This is a genomic window from Aliivibrio sifiae (assembly GCF_002954705.1).
Lineage (GTDB): Bacteria > Pseudomonadota > Gammaproteobacteria > Enterobacterales > Vibrionaceae > Aliivibrio > Aliivibrio sifiae_A.
Map to the genome: position 1 here is coordinate 838,734 of NZ_MSCO01000001.1, position 17,886 is coordinate 856,619.

14 protein-coding genes are annotated in these 17,886 nt (G+C 38.3%); 7 read left to right on the forward strand and 7 right to left on the reverse strand.

Annotation, left to right across the window (positions count from 1 at the left end; translation table 11 throughout):
- The first annotated feature begins 65 nt into the window (after positions 1–65).
- The 6 genes from BTO22_RS03820 (at position 66) to fabV (ending at position 8,848) form a co-directional block, all read left to right on the forward strand.
- On the forward strand, positions 66–1,445 hold the full coding sequence (locus tag BTO22_RS03820) for an MATE family efflux transporter (RefSeq protein WP_105054343.1): 1,380 nt from the start codon (positions 66–68) through the stop codon (positions 1,443–1,445).
- Between the two features lie 125 nt (positions 1,446–1,570).
- Positions 1,571–2,242: an ABC transporter ATP-binding protein gene (locus BTO22_RS03825; protein WP_105054344.1), complete on the forward strand. Its 672-nt coding sequence runs from the start codon at positions 1,571–1,573 to the stop codon at positions 2,240–2,242.
- Positions 2,223–4,676: an ABC transporter permease gene (locus BTO22_RS03830; RefSeq protein ID WP_105054345.1), complete on the forward strand. Its 2,454-nt coding sequence runs from the start codon at positions 2,223–2,225 to the stop codon at positions 4,674–4,676. Before BTO22_RS03825 ends, BTO22_RS03830 begins: the two co-directional genes overlap by 20 nt.
- On the forward strand, positions 4,676–5,797 hold the full coding sequence (locus BTO22_RS03835; RefSeq protein WP_105054346.1) for a lipocalin-like domain-containing protein: 1,122 nt from the start codon (positions 4,676–4,678) through the stop codon (positions 5,795–5,797). Before BTO22_RS03830 ends, BTO22_RS03835 begins: the two co-directional genes overlap by 1 nt.
- Positions 5,798–5,962: 165 nt before the next feature.
- The gene (gene nhaA, locus BTO22_RS03840; RefSeq protein ID WP_105054347.1) at positions 5,963–7,108 is read left to right on the forward strand and encodes a Na+/H+ antiporter NhaA; all 1,146 of its coding nucleotides are present in this window, start codon (positions 5,963–5,965) and stop codon (positions 7,106–7,108) included.
- A gap of 537 nt (positions 7,109–7,645) precedes the next feature.
- Positions 7,646–8,848, forward strand: coding sequence for an enoyl-ACP reductase FabV (gene fabV / locus BTO22_RS03845; protein ID WP_105054348.1), 1,203 nt, complete (start codon positions 7,646–7,648; stop codon positions 8,846–8,848).
- A 123-nt stretch (positions 8,849–8,971) separates the two neighbouring features.
- Here the strand turns inward: fabV and BTO22_RS03850 are convergent, their stop codons facing one another.
- The 7 genes from BTO22_RS03850 to BTO22_RS03880 all read right to left on the reverse strand — a co-directional run bounded on the left by BTO22_RS03850 (position 8,972) and on the right by BTO22_RS03880 (position 16,830).
- A complete protein-coding gene (locus tag BTO22_RS03850) occupies positions 8,972–10,654 on the reverse strand; it encodes an aspartate:alanine antiporter (RefSeq protein WP_105054349.1) in 1,683 nt (560 codons plus the stop codon).
- A gap of 145 nt (positions 10,655–10,799) precedes the next feature.
- Positions 10,800–11,063 carry a GrxA family glutaredoxin gene (locus BTO22_RS03855; protein ID WP_105054350.1) on the reverse strand — a complete coding sequence of 88 codons (264 nt, stop codon included), beginning with the start codon at positions 11,061–11,063 and terminating at the stop codon, positions 10,800–10,802.
- Between the two features lie 230 nt (positions 11,064–11,293).
- Positions 11,294–12,148, reverse strand: a complete 855-nt coding sequence (locus BTO22_RS03860; RefSeq protein WP_105054351.1) for a MurR/RpiR family transcriptional regulator — start codon at positions 12,146–12,148, stop codon at positions 11,294–11,296.
- A 328-nt stretch (positions 12,149–12,476) separates the two neighbouring features.
- On the reverse strand, positions 12,477–14,120 hold the full coding sequence (gene panP / locus BTO22_RS03865; protein WP_105054352.1) for a pyridoxal-dependent aspartate 1-decarboxylase PanP: 1,644 nt from the start codon (positions 14,118–14,120) through the stop codon (positions 12,477–12,479).
- 176 nt (positions 14,121–14,296) lie between these two features.
- Positions 14,297–14,809 (reverse strand): hypothetical protein, encoded by a 513-nt coding sequence (locus BTO22_RS03870; RefSeq protein ID WP_105054353.1) that lies wholly within the window; start codon positions 14,807–14,809, stop codon positions 14,297–14,299.
- Between the two features lie 104 nt (positions 14,810–14,913).
- Positions 14,914–15,813, reverse strand: a complete 900-nt coding sequence (locus tag BTO22_RS03875) for a lysine exporter LysO family protein (RefSeq protein ID WP_105054354.1) — start codon at positions 15,811–15,813, stop codon at positions 14,914–14,916.
- Positions 15,814–15,903: 90 nt separating this feature from the next.
- Positions 15,904–16,830, reverse strand: coding sequence for an HDOD domain-containing protein (locus BTO22_RS03880; RefSeq protein ID WP_105054355.1), 927 nt, complete (start codon positions 16,828–16,830; stop codon positions 15,904–15,906).
- A gap of 427 nt (positions 16,831–17,257) precedes the next feature.
- On the opposite strand from BTO22_RS03880, the gene BTO22_RS03885 reads away from it, so the two are divergent.
- Positions 17,258–17,842 carry a TfoX/Sxy family DNA transformation protein gene (locus tag BTO22_RS03885; protein ID WP_105054356.1) on the forward strand — a complete coding sequence of 195 codons (585 nt, stop codon included), beginning with the start codon at positions 17,258–17,260 and terminating at the stop codon, positions 17,840–17,842.
- Positions 17,843–17,886: the final 44 nt, after the last annotated feature.

The following is a 17,886-nucleotide window of genomic DNA, read 5'->3' on the forward strand; positions in this document are numbered from 1 at the left end:
AAGCATATACCTAATGGATCTTGTGTAGTGCAAATGGTTAATTTGTTGTTTATTTGAGGTTCTTCATGTCTGTTTTTCTTGCTAATGTCATTGGTCATACTCGGGGTGATTTTCTTAAGCGATTAATTATGATCGCAATCCCGATTGCTCTACAAAATATCATGTTTTCAAGCAGAGGATTAGTTGATGTTCTCATGCTTGGTCAATTAGGTGAAGCTGAGATTGCGGCGGTTGGTGTTGCCAGCCGAGCGACGTTTGTTACGACTATCATGTTGGTAGGGGTAACGACTGGTGGTGCTCTATTAACGGCTCAATATTGGGGAGCTCAAAATAAAGAAGGGGTTCGTCAAAGTACTGCATTGACTTGGATGGTAAGCATGGCAATGGCAACAGTCCCTGTTGTGTTGTTTTTACTTATCCCTCATCAAATTATGTCACTGGCGACAGACTCTCAAGAAGTTATCGATTTAGGTGCTGATTATTTATTTATCACCGCGTTAACCATGTATGTTGTGTCTTGTGGCAGTAGCATGGCAGTTGGCCTGCGTTCTATTCATCAGCCTGGGGTCAGCACGTTTTTTAGTGGCATTGGTATTGTTGCAAACATCTTTTTTAACTGGGTCTTAATCTTTGGTAACTTAGGCGCGCCAGCTATGGGGATTAAAGGGGCGGCATTAGCAACGTTGATCAGTGGTGTTATTGAAATTGTGCTCCTTTATGGCTATCTCTATAGTCGCTCGCATTTATTAAGCTTTGGTTTAGAAGAAGTAAAAGCGGTGTTGAATTGGCCTAAAATTTCTAAGTTTCTTTCCCTTTCTTTGCCAACAACATTTAACTTTTTAGTATGGGCTGCGGGTATCTTTACTTACCATGCCATTATGGGTCAATCAGGTGTGCAAGGGTTGGCTGCGTTGTCTGTGATTTCTCCGATTGAATCGATAGCATTGAGTTTCCTTATCGGTGCCGCAGGTGCAGCGTCAGTGCTCATTGGTAATCAGTTGGGCGCAAAAAAATACGAAGCGGTTTATTATCAAAGCTGGGGCGTGTTAGCACTTAGTGTCATGACGAGTATTGTTATTGCTTTATTTGTGATGATTTTTCAGCATCAAATTTTAGATATGTTCCCAGCATTAACGGCGGATACCCGTGCCATAGCTGAGAAATTCATGGCAATTTTAGCCATTATCATTGTGATCCGCAGTGTACCTCTTACGGCTATTGTTGGCGTATTACGTGCTGGTGGTGATGTTAAATATTGCTTATATCAGGATATTGTCTCGCAATGGTTTATAGGGATACCTATTGCTGCGATTGGTGCATTACTCTTAGGATTTCCTCCTGAGTACGTTTATGCACTGTTTGTGGTGGAAGAAATAGTGAAATGGTTTGGTTCAATTTATCGAATGAAATCTAAAAAATGGATTAAAAATCTGGTAGATGCGTAAGAAAAGATGGTTTTTTGGTTGGTATCGGTAAGCAGGGGGTTTTAAGGGCATAAAAAGCTTTCTGAAAGAGGGGTTATAGTGTAAATTCTGTTACCGATATCACAAAACATCTTTTGAGAGGGTACATGTTAACACTGACAAACCTGAATAAAGGGTATTTGGATGGCGGAGAGTTTCATCCAATACTTCAAGGGGCAGAATTAACAATTGAGCAGGGCGCTCAAATTGCATTAATGGGCGAAAGTGGCTCGGGCAAAAGTACTCTTTTAAACCTTATTGCTGGCTTAGACAGTGTAGACAGCGGCGAGATCGATCTTGCTGGATTTTCTATGCACTCGCCAAAGCAAAGTTCTCGAACGTCCTATCGTCGAAATAATATTGGACTTGTTTTTCAACAGTTTAATTTACTCCCTACGTTAACCGTTGCTGATAATATTCGTTTTTGCCGTCAACTCAAAGGGTTGAGGGATGATGATGCATTATGGCGTCAAATTATTTCAGCATTGGATCTTATGCCTTTATTGGGTCGTTACCCTGAAGAAATTTCTGGTGGCCAGCAGCAACGAGCTGCAATTGCTCGCGCTTTGTATATGGAACCAAAATTATTGTTGGCTGATGAGCCTACAGGCAGCTTGGATGAAAAAAATGCTGAAGCGGTAATGCGATTGTTAACTCGCTTATCTCGTGATCTTCATTGTACGTTATTGTTGGTTACGCACAGTGAAAAAGTAGCCAATCATATGGATGGACTCGTGAGGCTTCAGGGAGGACAGTTAAATGTTATTTCCGGTAGCTAAAGCACTTCTTGGACACTACCGTCGACATCCACTACAAATATTTTTAGTATGGCTTGGCTTAACACTTGGTGTGGCACTGCTTGTTGGTGTTCTTGCGATAAACCATCACGCTAAAAACAGTTACAGTGCGGGCGAAAAATTATTTTCAAATCCTTTTCCTAATCGTATTCGCGCTATTCAAGAAAATATCTCTATTCCTCAAGCGTTTTATATTAATTTACGTCGTGCCGGTTATACCTCTTGTATGCCTATCCAAACCTTACATTTGGAGACTGATGATGATATTGATATCTCGTTAATTGGTATCGATCCTGTCGCTTTAATGCAAATATCGACGAATAATCTTGCTAGTACGGTCGATATGCTTGCACTCATGCATCCTCCGTTTCCTATTTTAGTGAGTCAACCCCTTGCTTCTTATTTTGGCTTGGACGATGGCGACTCTATTACGCTGCAAAATAAATCTAAGGTTGGCCCTGTTATTATTGATAAGGCTCAACGTTTATCTGGCTCTCGAATGTTCTCTGATATTGCGTTAACTAAAATGCTAGGGCACAAATCGGGGTTTGATATTATTCTTTGTGGTGAAATGTCTGAAAGTCAGACTGACCGTTTAGAGAGAATGTTACCTAGAGGGTTGCAACTAGAAACACATAAAGAATCAGGATTAACAGCATTAACTAAAGCGTTTCATACCAATCTATTAGCGATGGGAATGCTCTCTTTTGTGGTTGGTTTATTTATCTTTTATCAAGCAATGTCGCTTTCTTTTGTTCAAAGACAGCCATTGGTTGGTACGCTTAGACAAATCGGTGTTTCGACAAAAGAACTCATTGTAGCGATGAGCTTTGAAGTTGGTTTATGGGCGATCATTGGCTGGATAAGCGGTAACTTTTTTGGATTATTACTCGCGAATCAATTAATCCCTGCGGTATCAAACAGTTTGTACTCTTTATATAACGCTGATGTGGATTTATTGGTCACGTGGAGTTGGAGTTGGAGTTACCAAAGTCTATGGATGGCAGTTTTAGGCTGTGTTTTAGCCTGTGGTTGGCCGCTTTATCGCTTACTCAGTACAGAACCAATCCGTTTAACTGCACGTCTATCTTTAGCACGTTTTGCAGGTAAAGAGTTTCAAGTTCAAGCTATTGTGGCTTGTGTCTTTTGTATTGCTGCTTATTTAATGAATTTATTACCTCATAGCCATGAAAATGGATTTATGTTAATTGGTTTCTTAATGATCAGTGTGGGCTTGTTAACGCCTTTTATACTTTGGAAGCTTTTTGATTGGTTGTCTTATCGATTGCCATCAGCAAAAGCCCGTTGGTTTTTCTCAGATTCTGCGGCAAGTTTAAGTTATCGTGGTGTTGCAGCTATGGCCTTTATGTTGGCTCTGGCTTCTAATATTGGCGTGGAAACCATGGTCGGAAGTTTTAGAGCAACGACGAATAACTGGTTAGAGCAGCGTCTTGCTGCTGATGTTTATATTCAACCAAGTAAAGCTTCTGCGAGTAGGATCAGTTATTGGTTAGAGAAACAACCTGAAGTTGAATCGGTTTGGAGGCAATGGACCATTGATTATCAGACAGAGTATGGGAAATTAGAAATTTTAAGTACAGGATCAACCTTAGGTGAAAAAAGTGCGTTGACAATGAAGGTGGCTATCCCTGAATTTTGGTATTCACTTCATCATGAGCGAAGCGTGTTGATCAGCGAGTCGATGGCGCTGAAATGGAATTTAAAGCCGGGGGATCATTTAGATTTACCTACGCCTATGGGGGATAATTGGAAGATTTCCGGTGTGTATTATGATTACGGTAACCCTTATAACCAATTATTACTTTCTCACCATGCTTGGCTAAAAGTTTTTGGTGGGCAAGGTAAGACAGGAATAGGGGTTGTTTTAACTGATAAGGAAAAACGGACGGAGTTGATCGGCCGGATTTTGAAAAAATACAGACTACCGATTGAGCAAGTCAGTGATAATAATAATATTCAAACTCAAGCGATGAGAGTGTTTGACCGTACCTTTATTGTGACTGGCACCTTGGGTAATTTAACTCTCGTTATCGCTGTATTTGGGTTGTTTTTTGCCACTTTAGTTGGTGAGGTATCACGACAAAGGCAAACTGCATTATTAAGATGTTTAGGCTTATCAGGGAAAGAATTAGTATTATTAGGCGGTTTACAATTATTAATGATTGGACTGTTTACCATGTTAATTGCTTTGCCATTGGGAATTGTGCTTTCTCAATTATTAATTGATATCGTAATGAAATATGCGTTTGGTTGGACGATGGAAATTAATTATTTTCCGCTAGAATACCTCACGACATTTTCTTGGACATTGCTCGCTCTAACATTAGCTGGTGCGGCTACGATCTGGAGAGTGACGAAACGGCAAGCTATTGTTTCATTAAGGGAATCCTTATAATGCAGCCAAATCATATGAATAAAAGTAGTATAAGGATATCGCTTTTTATTGTCGTTCTTATTTTAGGCTCTGCGATTGCCTATTATGTGAATTGGAAAGGTGTCGATACGGAAGGGAATAATGAGATTAACTCAATTTTTGCACAGTCGAATAATTTCTATTTTAATCCTGTTCTCCCTAATTCAGGGTTAAGCTTTCCAAAAGATTATTATGAGCACGCAGGCTTTCAGCATGAAAAATGGGCAATGACGGTTAATGCCATTAATCAACGTGGTGACAGTGTTGGTATTCAATGGACGATGTTTAGAGTTTCAAGCGATGATAGAGAAACGAAAGGGTGGCTAGACCCTCGTTTATATATCGCTAAAGTTGTGATTACAACCAAGAATAAAAAGTGGGTGGGTGAACGCTTGGCTAGAGGTGGTATTGGGCAAGCGGGCATTAACAAGCGCCCATATCGAGTGTGGATTGATGATTGGCAATGGCGAAGTTTAGGGAAGAGTCCTTTTCCTGGTTTACTGTCGGCTGTATCAAATGATTTTTCATTAAAATTATCGATTAATTCAAACAGTGATCCCATTCCATTAGGTGAAAAAGGTTACTCTAAAAAGCACGATTTGCTTCCAATTGCTTCTTATGAATACATTGTTCCCTTTCTTACTGTGCGTGGAAATATTATGTTAGGTAATGAGGTCTATACGATTTCTGGCAGGGCGATCTTAGAGCATGAATGGGCAAGCGGATTTTTAGACGAGTACCAGCAAGGATGGGATTGGTTTATTATTAATTTAGACCAGAATCGTAAGTTATTAGTTACGCAGTATAGACATACGGGTCAAATGCCATATAAATATGGTGCTTTATTATATAAAAATGGTAATTCTGTAGCGTTAGATGATTCTGATTTTACACTACAAACGTTACCTGCTCGGGAGTTAAGTAATGGGCGCAAATTGCCATTAGAATGGATAATCAATGTTCCAAAATATAATATTAATTTAACAACACAAGTAGTAAGAAACGAGCAGTGGCTCGATACGCATATTCCTTATTGGCAAGGGCCGATAACTACGACTGGTTCTAATGAAGCTACGGGGTTTATGCAATTAACAGGGTATTGATACAAGGACGGTATTATCGATGCGAATAAATAAGAGTATAGTGGTGAATACTTCGGTATTTCCGAACTATTCACTCTGAACAAGCGATTATTCTTGATCTTAAACAACGGGTAGACTTTCTTTTTCGTTTTTCCGTAAACTATAATTATAAGTGAAGGACATCTTATGAGTGATGTTATTAAGAATTTTTTTAAACTAGAATCCGCCGGTGGGATTCTATTAGTGATTGCAGCGGCGATCGCAATGATGATTGCAAACTCTTCTTTTGCTCCAATGTACGATACTTTTTTACATACCTATATTGGTGGTATGTCTGTTTCGCATTGGATTAATGATGGTTTGATGGCTATCTTCTTCTTCCTTATTGGTTTAGAAGTAAAAAGAGAGCTACTTGAAGGTGCTTTAAAATCTAAAGAAACGGCTATCTTCCCTGCAATTGCTGCAGTGGGCGGTATGCTTGCACCAGCACTGGTTTATGTCGTATTTAATATGAGTGATCCAGAAGCGCTTTCTGGTTGGGCTATTCCTGCAGCAACGGACATTGCGTTTGCTTTAGGTATTATGGCATTACTTGGTAATCGTGTCCCTGTGAGCTTAAAAGTATTCTTACTTGCTCTAGCAATTATTGATGACCTTGGTGTTGTGGTAATTATTGCCTTCTTCTATACGAGTGATCTATCTATCTTAGCGCTTGTGATTGGCTTTATTATGACAGGGATTCTATTCTTACTAAACGCGAAGCACGTATCGAAGATCCGTTGGTATTTATTGGTTGGCTTTATCTTGTGGGTAAGTGTACTTCAATCTGGTGTTCACGCTACCTTAGCTGGTGTTGTTCTTGGTTTTGCTATTCCACTCAAAGGTAACAAAGGCGAACGTTCTCCATTGAAACACATGGAACATGCATTACATCCATATGTTGCATTTGCTATTTTACCCTTGTTTGCATTTGCTAATGCGGGTATTTCATTAGAAGGCGTATCATTAGACAGTTTAACAACAACGTTACCATTAGGTGTTGCGTTAGGTCTGTTCCTTGGTAAACCATTAGGTATCTTTAGCTTTAGTTATGTTGCTGTGAAATCAGGGGTTGCTAAGCTACCTAAAGGCGTAAACATGAAGCATATCTTCGCGGTTTCAGTTCTTTGTGGTATTGGTTTTACAATGTCGATCTTTATCTCATCACTGGCGTTTGGTGGTGTGAATCCTGAGTTTGATAAGCTCGCTCGACTGGGCATCTTGATGGGGTCTACTCTAGCAGCAGTGGTTGGTTATGTTCTATTGCACATTAGCCTACCTAAAAAAGCATAATGAATCGTTAAGTTAAAATAGGTACCTCGCTTAGGCGGGGTATTTTTTTGTCTAAGTTAATATTGTGCGGCTAAACGCTAGACAAAAAAAAGCCCAAACAAATGAATGGGCAAAAGGAATATAGGAATTATGAAAAAGCTATGCAGTTGATAATAAAAAAACTTGGCGGCCTGCTAAATTTCAATCATTAATCATCAACGGGTACTTATTCAGACTTACGATATTTAAGTTAGTTCAACTTTTTTATGTTTCTTTTTTATAATGACTAAAAAAGAAAAACCCGTTATCTATAAGCGCTAAAAGCGAGATAACGGGTTACTTGAATCAATCAAGAAAAAGCAGTGGAATTATGAACATAACATCAGACTTCACTTTATTTAGATAGTTCAAAAAAATACGAAGATAATGCTATTTTTTATTAAAATATATTCTGACACCTCCAACCACTCACTATTTTGACAAAAATTGTCATAAATGGGATGCGAACTGGATAAGAACCTTTTATCCTAGAGGTAATTATTAAAAGGAAAGTTGAACATGATCATCAAACCTAGAATTCGTGGATTCATTTGTACAACCACTCACCCAGTTGGTTGTGAGAACAACGTGAAAGAGCAAATCGCCCTAACTAAAGCGCAAGGCCCAATTGTTAATGCACCAAAGCGTGTATTAGTTGTGGGTTCTTCAAGTGGCTATGGTCTTTCTTCTCGCATTACTGCTGCGTTTGGTGGCGGTGCATCAACTATCGGTGTTTTCTTTGAGAAAGCGGCGACAGAGAAAAAACCAGGTACTGCAGGTTGGTATAATTCGGCTGCTTTTGACAAGCTTGCTAAAGAAGAAGGTCTTTACTCAAAAAGTTTGAATGGCGATGCTTTCTCTAATGAAGCAAAACAGAAAACGATCGACTTAATCAAAGAAGACTTAGGTCAGATTGATATGGTGGTTTACTCTCTGGCTTCTCCAGTACGTAAAATGCCTGAAACGGGTGAAGTTATTCGTTCTTCACTAAAACCAATTGGTGAAACGTATACTGCAACTGCTGTTGATACAAATAAAGATGCGATTATTGAAGCATCGGTTGAGCCAGCAACAGAGCAAGAAATCCAAGATACTGTAACGGTAATGGGCGGTGAAGATTGGGAATTATGGATGAATGCATTATCTGATGCAGGCGTTCTGGCTGATGGTTGTAAAACTGTTGCTTATAGCTACATCGGTACTGAGCTTACATGGCCTATCTACTGGGATGGCGCGCTAGGTAAAGCGAAGATGGATTTAGATCGCGCAGCGACAGCGCTAAACGAGAAATTGTCTGCGACAGGTGGCACTGCAAATGTTGCTGTTCTTAAATCAGTTGTAACTCAAGCAAGTTCAGCTATCCCTGTTATGCCTCTTTATATCGCAATGGTATTTAAGAAAATGCGTGAAGAAGGCGTACATGAAGGTTGCCAAGAGCAAATCCTACGTATGTTTAGCCAACGTTTATATAAAGAAGATGGTTCAGTTCCTGAAGTTGATGACCAAAACCGTCTACGTTTAGATGATTGGGAATTACGTGAAGACATTCAAAAGCATTGTCGTGAGTTATGGCCTCAAGTAACGACTGAGAACCTAAAAGACTTAACTGATTACGTTGAATATAAAGAAGAGTTCTTAAAACTGTTTGGTTTTGGCGTTGATGGTGTTGATTACGACGCAGACGTAAACCCAATTGTTGAGTTTGATGTTGCTGATATCTAATTAATGCCCTTGAGGTAATTAATTACAGATAAAATAAAGCCCCAGAGTGAATTATCATTCTGGGGTTTTTTATTGGCTATGGATTATTATACCAATTTCATTAATGGCATCAGTATAAATTAGTTAAGCCAGTAAGATCATTATAGTACCAGCAACGGTCATCAAGATATTAGCGATGGCATAAGTACCTGCATAACCAAGCGCAGGGATTGTACTGCGTGCGTGTTCATTTACAACATCCATTGCTGGGCCACACGTACGAGCACCAATGATGGCACCTATCAGCAATGCGCGGTTCATATTTAAAATATAAGCACCAACAAGATAGGCAAGTATTACAGGAACGACACTGACAATGAGAGCAGCCGCTAATACTTTTAAACCATCTTCAGAGAAGTATTCAACAATGTTACCACCAGCGCTAAGACCAATGCCAACCATGAAAACCAGTAAACCAAGGTTTTTGGTCATATTAAGAGCTCCTTGAGGTACATAACCAAAAGTAGGGTGATTTGCTCTTAAAAAGCCTAAGGTGATACCAGAGATCAATAAGCCAACTGCATTACCTAAACCAAAAGTAACTTGCCCAAAGCTCATGGTGATCATGCCGAACATAATGCCAAGAATAAAGAAACTACAGAAAGCTAATAAATCTGAAACCTGGCTGTGTATAGAGATGAAACCAATCTTATCGGCAATATGATGAACTTTGCTTTTTTCACCGCTGACTTGAAGAATGTCCCCTTTAGCTAACACGATATCATGTTCAATTGGCATTTCAATTTGAGCACGAACAACACGGTTTAAGAAGCAGCCGTATTCTGAAAGGTTTAATTCCGAAAGACGTTTACCTGCAATATTGTCATTTTTTACAACAATTTCTTCTTCCGCGATACGTAGATCTAATAGGTTGCGGTCAAATACTTCTTTACCGTTTCTAAAGCTTGGATCCAAACGAGCATGACTATCTGGGTAACCTACTAAAGCAATTTCATCACTTTGTTGAAGGATATAGTCGCCATCTGGGTTAGCAAGAATACCATTGCGACGAATACGCTCAATGTGACAACCAGTTTGACGGTGAATACCGAGCTCGCGGAGATTTTTTCCATCAGTCCAATCGATTAGTTCTTGCCCAACACGATAAGCTCGAATGATTGGTAAATAGACTTTTCGTTGACCTGCGCTGCCTATACCACGTTCCTGAGCAATTTGCATTGCACTGTCTTGTAGGTTTTGTTTTTGTAACTGTGGAAGTAATCGAGCTAATAAAATTAAGCTTGTTAAACCAATAAGATAAGAGAAAGCATAACCGACACTGAGGTTATCAATTACTTTACTGAAATCGACACCTTCAGGCAAAACGGCTAAACCTGAATTTAAGGCATCTTTTGCACCCACTAACACTGGCGTTGCAGTCAGAGCGCCTGCCATCATTCCAGTAGAAAGACCGTAGTCTAATTTGAAGTAATGATCGATTAAGAAACTAAGAGAAATTGCAGAGATTAAGACAACTAATACAAGCAATAAATAATGCTTACCGTCACGAAGGAATATACCAAAGAAGTTTGGACCAGCTTCAATGCCAACACAAAAAATAAACAGCATGAAACCAATATTGAGTGAATCAGCAGTAAAGGTATAGCCGAGACTTCCCATAAATAGGGCGGTGATAAGAACACCAATAGAGCTGCCTAATTGAAAGCTACCGATTTTAACTTTAGCGATAAATAAGCCAAGAGCGAGAACAACGAATAAAAGTAATATATCGTTTTGCGATAACAAGGTCGCAACATCAATGTTCACTGTATTTTGCCTGAAATATGGAAGAAGAAAATGTGATGTAAGTCTAACTTAAAAATGGCTAATGTATAACCATATTTATAAATAAAATGAAAAAAAATCACCGCTAAAGAGCGGTGATTTAAAATACATTGGTATAGGCTATAGATTAATCAAAAAGGCCTAGGTTTTCTTTTGCATACGCTTCAAATTCTGTACAGCCACCAATATGGTCTTGGCCGATGAAAATTTGAGGAACAGTATCAACAGGCTTACCTACTGTTTTTTCTAAATCTGCTTTTGAAATCCCTTCTGCATGAATATCTACATAGCGGTAGTTAAAATCTTCACGTTTTTCTTTTAGTGTTTCAGCATGCTCCTTTGCACGAACACAGAATGGACAGCCAGGACGACCAAAAATTACAACAAACATAGCTTTACTCCAAATAGTAAGGGATGCGTATTACTCGCAATCAATAGGTACACTATGCCTGTTGATGTAAACAAAGTAAAGATGGTTTTGCCTCTTTGATTAATAGTTAAAACCTATCGGTTAGTCTGTTTGATTATAAGGAAGGAAAATGAATGAAATCAATAAGCTTTATAAAAAAAGAACCAGCAAATTGGCCAGTTCTTAAGGTACAGTAGGATACTAAAAAGAAATCAGTGTGAATTATCTTTTTCGTAGCGAGAGTCTTTAAGTGCATCTTTAACACGTTTCAAATTATCTCTAAAGCCAGCCCCACGACGTAATGTAAAGCCCGTAGCTAATACATCAATCACTGTCATTTGTACGACACGACTTGCCATTGGCATATAAACATCAGTATCTTCTGGAACATCTAAACAAATCGCAAGTGACGCCATTTTTTCAAGGGGGGAGTCTTTCGCTGTAATTGCGATAACTGTTGCGCCGTTTGATTTCGCAAGTTCTGCTACTTCAACTAAGCTTTTTGTGCGTCCAGTATGAGAAATTAGTACAACAACATCGTTTTCTGTACTGTTAATACAACTCATTCGTTGCATTACAATGTCATCAAAACAAGTGATTGGAATATTGAAGCGGAAGAACTTATTCATTGCATCATGAGCAACAGAAGCGGACGCTCCAAGACCAAAAAATGAAATCTTTTTTGCTTGAGTTAATAGATCAACGGCACGATTTACTTGCATAGGATCTAAGCTATTTTTAGCGACATCTAAACAAGCCATTGTTGATTCGAAAATTTTATGAGTATAGGCATCTGGGCCGTCATTTTCTTCAACATTACGGTTCACATAAGGTGTACCATTTGCCAAGCTTTGTGCTAAATGAAGTTTGAAGTCAGGGAAGCCTTTTGTATCTAGTCGACGACAGAAGCGGTTAACAGTAGGCTCACTGACATCTGCCATTTTAGCTAAGGTAGCAATACTAGAGTGGATGGCTGTTTGTGGTGAAGCCATGATAACTTCAGCTACTTTGCGCTCTGACTTACTGAAGTTGTCTAAATTGTTTTGTATCTTCTCAATGGTATTCATATGCGCTCTTCTACATTTGTTTGCTATAGCCTTAGCCAGAGTAATCATGATTTACTCTGGTTAAAGCTATAAATATTCGAGTTAATCTAAGTATATACGTTTGTGTTGCTTGTCTCTAACAAATGCCCTTCTTGATTGTATTTTTATAACAATAGTATGACAGAACTCTAAAAATACTTTCCAAATTGAAAGTGTTTTTTTTATAAATACGAGATTATCGTTATTTTTCTAGAATTTGTGTGATTAAATTTCAGACTTGAAGGAACATAATTACAAAAAAGCAGATTGTTTCTTGTGATAAAACAACCTGCTTTAGAAAATATATGAATTATTTGAGGATTGAATTGGTGAGTTTTATAAGCTGCGGTAGTGAAATCTCACTGCTACTAGCGATCTCTCTTTGTTCGATAAGTACATTCTGTAAAATTTCTTTAGTCGTTAGCGGGTTGGCTAATACTACTCTAAATACAATCGTAGGTTGAGACTGATAAGCATCAGGTGTTAAACGAGTACGAGAAACGAAAGATTTACCCGTTTCACGTTGTGTTTTTTGAATGTATTTAGTCAGGTTATCGAGATGCTCATATAATTCTGCTCGTTGCTCAGCAGTTGCTAGTAACAAAGCGGCCTTTACATTACTAGGAACGTATCGGTAAGTCAGTAAGCATAGCTCAGGCTCAGAGATTAATTCAAAATCATCTTGTTGTTTGATCAATTCTGAAAAATATTTTGCTTTCTCAATGCTTTGATTAATCAGTAGCTCATAGCCTGGACGGCTAATTACGTTAAAGCAAGAGTAGAGCAGCATTGCCATGCCACTGCGTGAACCTTCCAGTGTGTGACGACCTAGATCTTTAGAGCCTTTACGGAGGATATACTCAGCGTGATGCTGGATAGATGACATTAATTCAGGATCTTTGAAGATAACCATTCCAGCACCCATAGGGACATAGAGCTGTTTATGTGCATCAATAGTAACTGAATCGGCTAGATCAATACCATCAAGTAAGTGTCGATAAGTATTCGACATTAATGTAGCACCACCCCAAGCGGCATCAACATGAAAGTGACATCCTTCTTGTTGGGCTATTTGTGCTAATTGGCGTAATGGATCAATAGTGCCGGTTTCTGTTGTGCCAGCAACGCCAATAATAGCTAAGGGTTTAATGTTTTTTTCTTTGACGGCGGCAATTTTTTTGTTTAAGTCAGCCAGACAGATACGATTATTGTTGTCAGTTTTTACTGCAATAACACCATCTTGACCAATGCCTAATACATCCGCGGCTTTTTTAACGGAATAGTGACCACGCTCGGAAACAAAAATAGCAAGCCCATTACATTTATAATGAGTAAGAGCTGCAAAAAGGCCTTGTTTTGCAATGCCTTCAAACTCTCCATCAGGTTGTAATAAGCGATTTCTTGCTACCCATAATGCGGTGATGTTGGCAATAGTCCCGCCAGAACAAAAAGCACCAAGAGAATGGTCTGCACTGTGCATCCAATGATTATAGAAGCTGTCTTTTTGACCATAAATTAGGCGATGTAGCATACCTAGTACTTGGCGCTCTAACGGCGTAAAAGCTTTAGAGGTTTCAATTTTTACCAAGTTTTGGTTTAAGGCAATCATGATTTTTGATAACGGCATTAAAAAATAAGGCAATGCAGATGTCATGTGGCCAATAAAGCTTGGTGCTGAGGTATGAACAGACTGAGAGACTACCGTATCTAATAGGTGCTCAGTGTGCTCTGATACATAGGTCGGAGACTCTGGCATTGAAGAATCAGTAAAATCTTTTTCGATTTCTGTCAGTGGTTTTTCTTCAGCGACGATATGTTCTCTTAAGAATTTATTCAGATTTTGAGAGAGTTCTTGTTCAATTTTTCCAAGCGTCGAATCGGGAGCTTCCGGAACAGTAAAAATTCGCAACATGCTCTCTAGGTTGGCATCCGCTGTTTTGTTGTCTGTTACCATGGTATCTGTTCTATTCTGTTGATGATTGAAAAGCAAAGTGGGCGATCTCTTTACCTACGAATAAGGGCACAATTTAGAACAAAATCACGTAAATGTCTTGTTTAAAATGCGCCACATCGATTTTTGATAGAGGTAATTAGTATCAAATTAGTGTTGTTGGTGAAATAAATACCAATTTATTTGCAGTTTATTTCACTAATTTCGCTCATTTTTTGGTTGTATGCGTTTAGTGGAGCCTCAATTTCTTTAGGGTGGCTTAGGATATCTGCAAACGCTGAGCGTAATTCATAGTTTTGTTTGTGAGGTTGAGCTTGGCGATCATCAAAAGTCACTTTTGCTATTTTTCCTAACTCGTCATTATTTGAAGCGAGTGTTTTTATCTCTTTTTGATCTAGCTGTAACCAAGACTCAATAGACTGGTTTGTTTTGACTTTAGATGCATCATTCTTTAGATAAAAATCTACTGCAGCACGATTTAACTCAAAGTGATGTTGGCGTCCTTCTAAAAACCAATTACCGACACTTTCTAAATTAGGATCTTTTTTGACCGTAATTGAAATTAATTCTTTATACCAAGTTAAAGAGGCATCAACATATTGACTGTATTGATTGCTTAGGCATTCCGTATTAGCTGCTTGAGCAGACGTTGTTAACAAAGCGAATGGTAGAAGAAGGGCAGCTAGTTTCATTACAAATCCTTAGAATGAATCATTATTATTGAATGTGATTGTAGGCATCAGATAACTAAATGCAATTGAAACAACTCACAATGTGATGCCTCCCTACGAACTTATTATAAGGACACAAAAAAGAGCATTAAAAAAGGAACTAACAGACTTAAAATAAAGCCACTAACAATAGCGATAGGAACACAGCGAATACCACCACAGTTTTGAATAACCGGCAGTGTAAAATCCATCGCTGTTGCGCCTGCATAACCAATAGAAGTGACGGGATAACGATGAATAAGCGTCGGGATTAATAAAAGAGCGACTAACTCACGCATTAGTTCATTTAAAAAAGAAGCGCCACCATAGACGGGGCCAAGCGCGTCCCCCATTAAGATCCCAGCCAGAGAGTACCAGCCAAACCCTGATGCCATAGCCAATCCATGATTCAGTGGAATATCTAAAAAGAGAGCAGCAATTAGTCCACCAATGAGTGAGGTTGATAAAATCACGGCTGCAATAATTATTCCGTGTTTATTTAGAAGTATTTGGCGAAGTGATAACCCACTATTTCGTAACTGGATGCCAATAAGAAAAAGAAGAACTAATAAAATTAGCTCGCTTGCATTTTCAACCCAAGTAAGGTCAATTCCGCTGAGTAAACCAAAAACTAAGCCTGCAGCAACCGCGAGTAGTAGTTTTGCTGACTCTAAAATCATCTTAAAAAGAGGCAGCGTATTTTTATTTCCTTCAGAATTAAGCGGGAAGAGTTTGTCCATAATAGGAAGAACGGCTAAATTACAAGAACTAATAGAAATAAAGAAAACAGCAGTAATGGTTATTATTTGATTTAAATTTTGGGCGAGGTTATCCAAAGCAGCAAGGCTGAGCCCCATTAATGCAAGAATGATCGTTACTAAATGGCTTGTTGCGGCATTAATTCGCTGAAGAGGCTTCTGAGAATGAAGTGGAATTAAGTAGCCAAATACGAGTGGTAAAAAAACAAATAGCATTCCAGAAAGCATGATTATCGATCTCGTCCATGAAGAAGCCCTTGAGAATATCAAGGCTTCTAAATGACATCAATATAAGTTATTCGATTTATTGTAATTTAATTACAAGCCACTGCTTCTTAGTGTTTCTTTAATGCGGTTGTTGAATTGACTATTAGTTAAATTACTTAATGTATAAAGTGCTTCAGCGCCTTCAAGTGTAATTTCTATTTCGTGTTCATCAATGGCATCGTCTTTATTTCTAAACATTAAAAGGTGGCTAGCAATACGTGCGATATCTAAATAATTAATCGGATGCTCAGTGCCTTTTTCCTTGTTTTCGTTAGTGGCTACTGCTAAAAAATCGACATCAAATTGCCAATGGTTTAACACGTGGTAGCTAGTTGCATTGCATTCATTGTCAAAAATATAAATCGCTAACTCAAGATCAAGATAATTCCCTTGCTCAAGGTAGTCATAATATTCGTTTACTAGGCAAAAAAGCCCTATATCGGCAAGTAAACCCGTGAGTAATGCTTTTTCGGGTTCAAGATAATCAAGAGATGTATCCTTACTCTCATTTATCATCTCTTCGCAAATCATCGTCATAACTGCGGCGAATTCACGTGAGCGTGCTGCACTTTTACGAAGCAGTGCATTGCATTCTTTATTCAAATCACTTGAATGCTTTAGCTGTTCTATTGCTTGCGCTGTAACGATGTCGCGTACACGGAATATCCCTAATCGAGATACGGCGGTTAGAACATCAGTACAGGTAATATTTCTGCGATTAAATACAACGGAGTTAGCCATGCGTATAACAATAGCTGTTAGGCTTGGGTCTTCTAATAAAGTATCTGAGACATCTTTAATTACTGTGCCTTCAAGAGTACATAACTTTTGAATTTTCAGTACAACATCAGGGATAGGAGGCAATTTTATTTTGCCTGATGAGATACTTTTCGACGCTAATCGACTAAATTCAGTTCTTAATGCAGTCAGTACTTTGTCTTTATCGTGGGACAGCCAGAAAAACGATAAATGAGTCATTCTTAATTCATATTTTAAAATAATGAGTTAATCATACAGCGTTTTTCTGATTTCTAAGAAAAAAGTCAAATAAATGAGACCGTTTGCGAAAAAATTAAGGTTTTTTACTTTCAGAAAGAAGAAAAGTTATTATTAATAGATAAATAAGAGTCAAATTATTGGTGTTGTAAATTAATCTTGTGAGCCTCATCAATGAATCGATAGGTTAAGTTGTGAGACTATAATGTGATAGAAGCCTGAAGAAAAACTTAGTTTGTTACATAAAATAATACTTAAAGATGTGATCGGACTTAAGGAATATGCTGTAGATTCAGCAGTTAATGTAAAAAGGCTAGAAACTTATTTATTGTATGTTTAATATTCAATTGCTTGATGTCAATTTTCTGACAGGGACGGGGGTCGTAAGTTTAAGATCAAGGAGATCGAGATGAACCATTTAGAGGAACGCTTTTTTAATTTTGTAAAAAAACTGGGAAAATTTAATAAACGCTCGATGTTTGGTGGCGTTGGTTTGTTTACCGAAGATGCGATGTTTTCATTAGTCACTGAAGGACGCTTATATGTTCGAGGTGGTGGATTAGTCGATGAACAGTTTGAAAAATTAGGATGCGAACGCTTTAAACACGTGAAAAAAACGACAATCGCGACAGTTAACTATTTTGACATCAGTGAGCTTTTTGAAAAGAAACCAGCCTTATTGCTTAGTATCATCAAAGAGGTGATGGAAAATTCACGTTTAGAGCGTGAGTTTAAAAAATCAAAAGAGAATCGTCGTTTGCGTGATTTGCCAAATATGCAATTAACACTAGAAAGAATGGTAAAAAAATCAGGAGTTCCTGATGTTGATGCCTTTTTAGAAATCGGTGCTGTTGATGTATTTAGAAAAGTAAATACGACTTATGGCGGTGATGTGGATGTAAAACTTTTATGGAAATTTGCAGGAGCAGAATCAGGCGTTCATTGGACATTATTACAAGAACCAATGAAAAGAGCGTTGCTTCAACAAGTTTAATTTGAATAAATAAAAAAACCTCGTTATTCCTTGTGTTGTCTAAG

Coding starts and splice junctions, on each gene's coding strand:
- nhaA (WP_105054347.1), top strand. CDS start 5,963: ATGAGTGATGTTATTAAGAATTTTTTTAAACTAGAATCCGCCGGTGGG.
- BTO22_RS03870 (WP_105054353.1), bottom strand. CDS start 14,809: ATGAAACTAGCTGCCCTTCTTCTACCATTCGCTTTGTTAACAACGTCT.
- BTO22_RS03860 (WP_105054351.1), bottom strand. CDS start 12,148: ATGAATACCATTGAGAAGATACAAAACAATTTAGACAACTTCAGTAAG.
- BTO22_RS03855 (WP_105054350.1), bottom strand. CDS start 11,063: ATGTTTGTTGTAATTTTTGGTCGTCCTGGCTGTCCATTCTGTGTTCGT.
- BTO22_RS03875 (WP_105054354.1), bottom strand. CDS start 15,813: ATGCTTTCTGGAATGCTATTTGTTTTTTTACCACTCGTATTTGGCTAC.
- BTO22_RS03830 (WP_105054345.1), top strand. CDS start 2,223: ATGTTATTTCCGGTAGCTAAAGCACTTCTTGGACACTACCGTCGACAT.
- panP (WP_105054352.1), bottom strand. CDS start 14,120: ATGGTAACAGACAACAAAACAGCGGATGCCAACCTAGAGAGCATGTTG.
- BTO22_RS03835 (WP_105054346.1), top strand. CDS start 4,676: ATGCAGCCAAATCATATGAATAAAAGTAGTATAAGGATATCGCTTTTT.
- BTO22_RS03825 (WP_105054344.1), top strand. CDS start 1,571: ATGTTAACACTGACAAACCTGAATAAAGGGTATTTGGATGGCGGAGAG.
- BTO22_RS03820 (WP_105054343.1), top strand. CDS start 66: ATGTCTGTTTTTCTTGCTAATGTCATTGGTCATACTCGGGGTGATTTT.
- BTO22_RS03880 (WP_105054355.1), bottom strand. CDS start 16,830: ATGACTCATTTATCGTTTTTCTGGCTGTCCCACGATAAAGACAAAGTA.
- BTO22_RS03885 (WP_105054356.1), top strand. CDS start 17,258: ATGAACCATTTAGAGGAACGCTTTTTTAATTTTGTAAAAAAACTGGGA.
- fabV (WP_105054348.1), top strand. CDS start 7,646: ATGATCATCAAACCTAGAATTCGTGGATTCATTTGTACAACCACTCAC.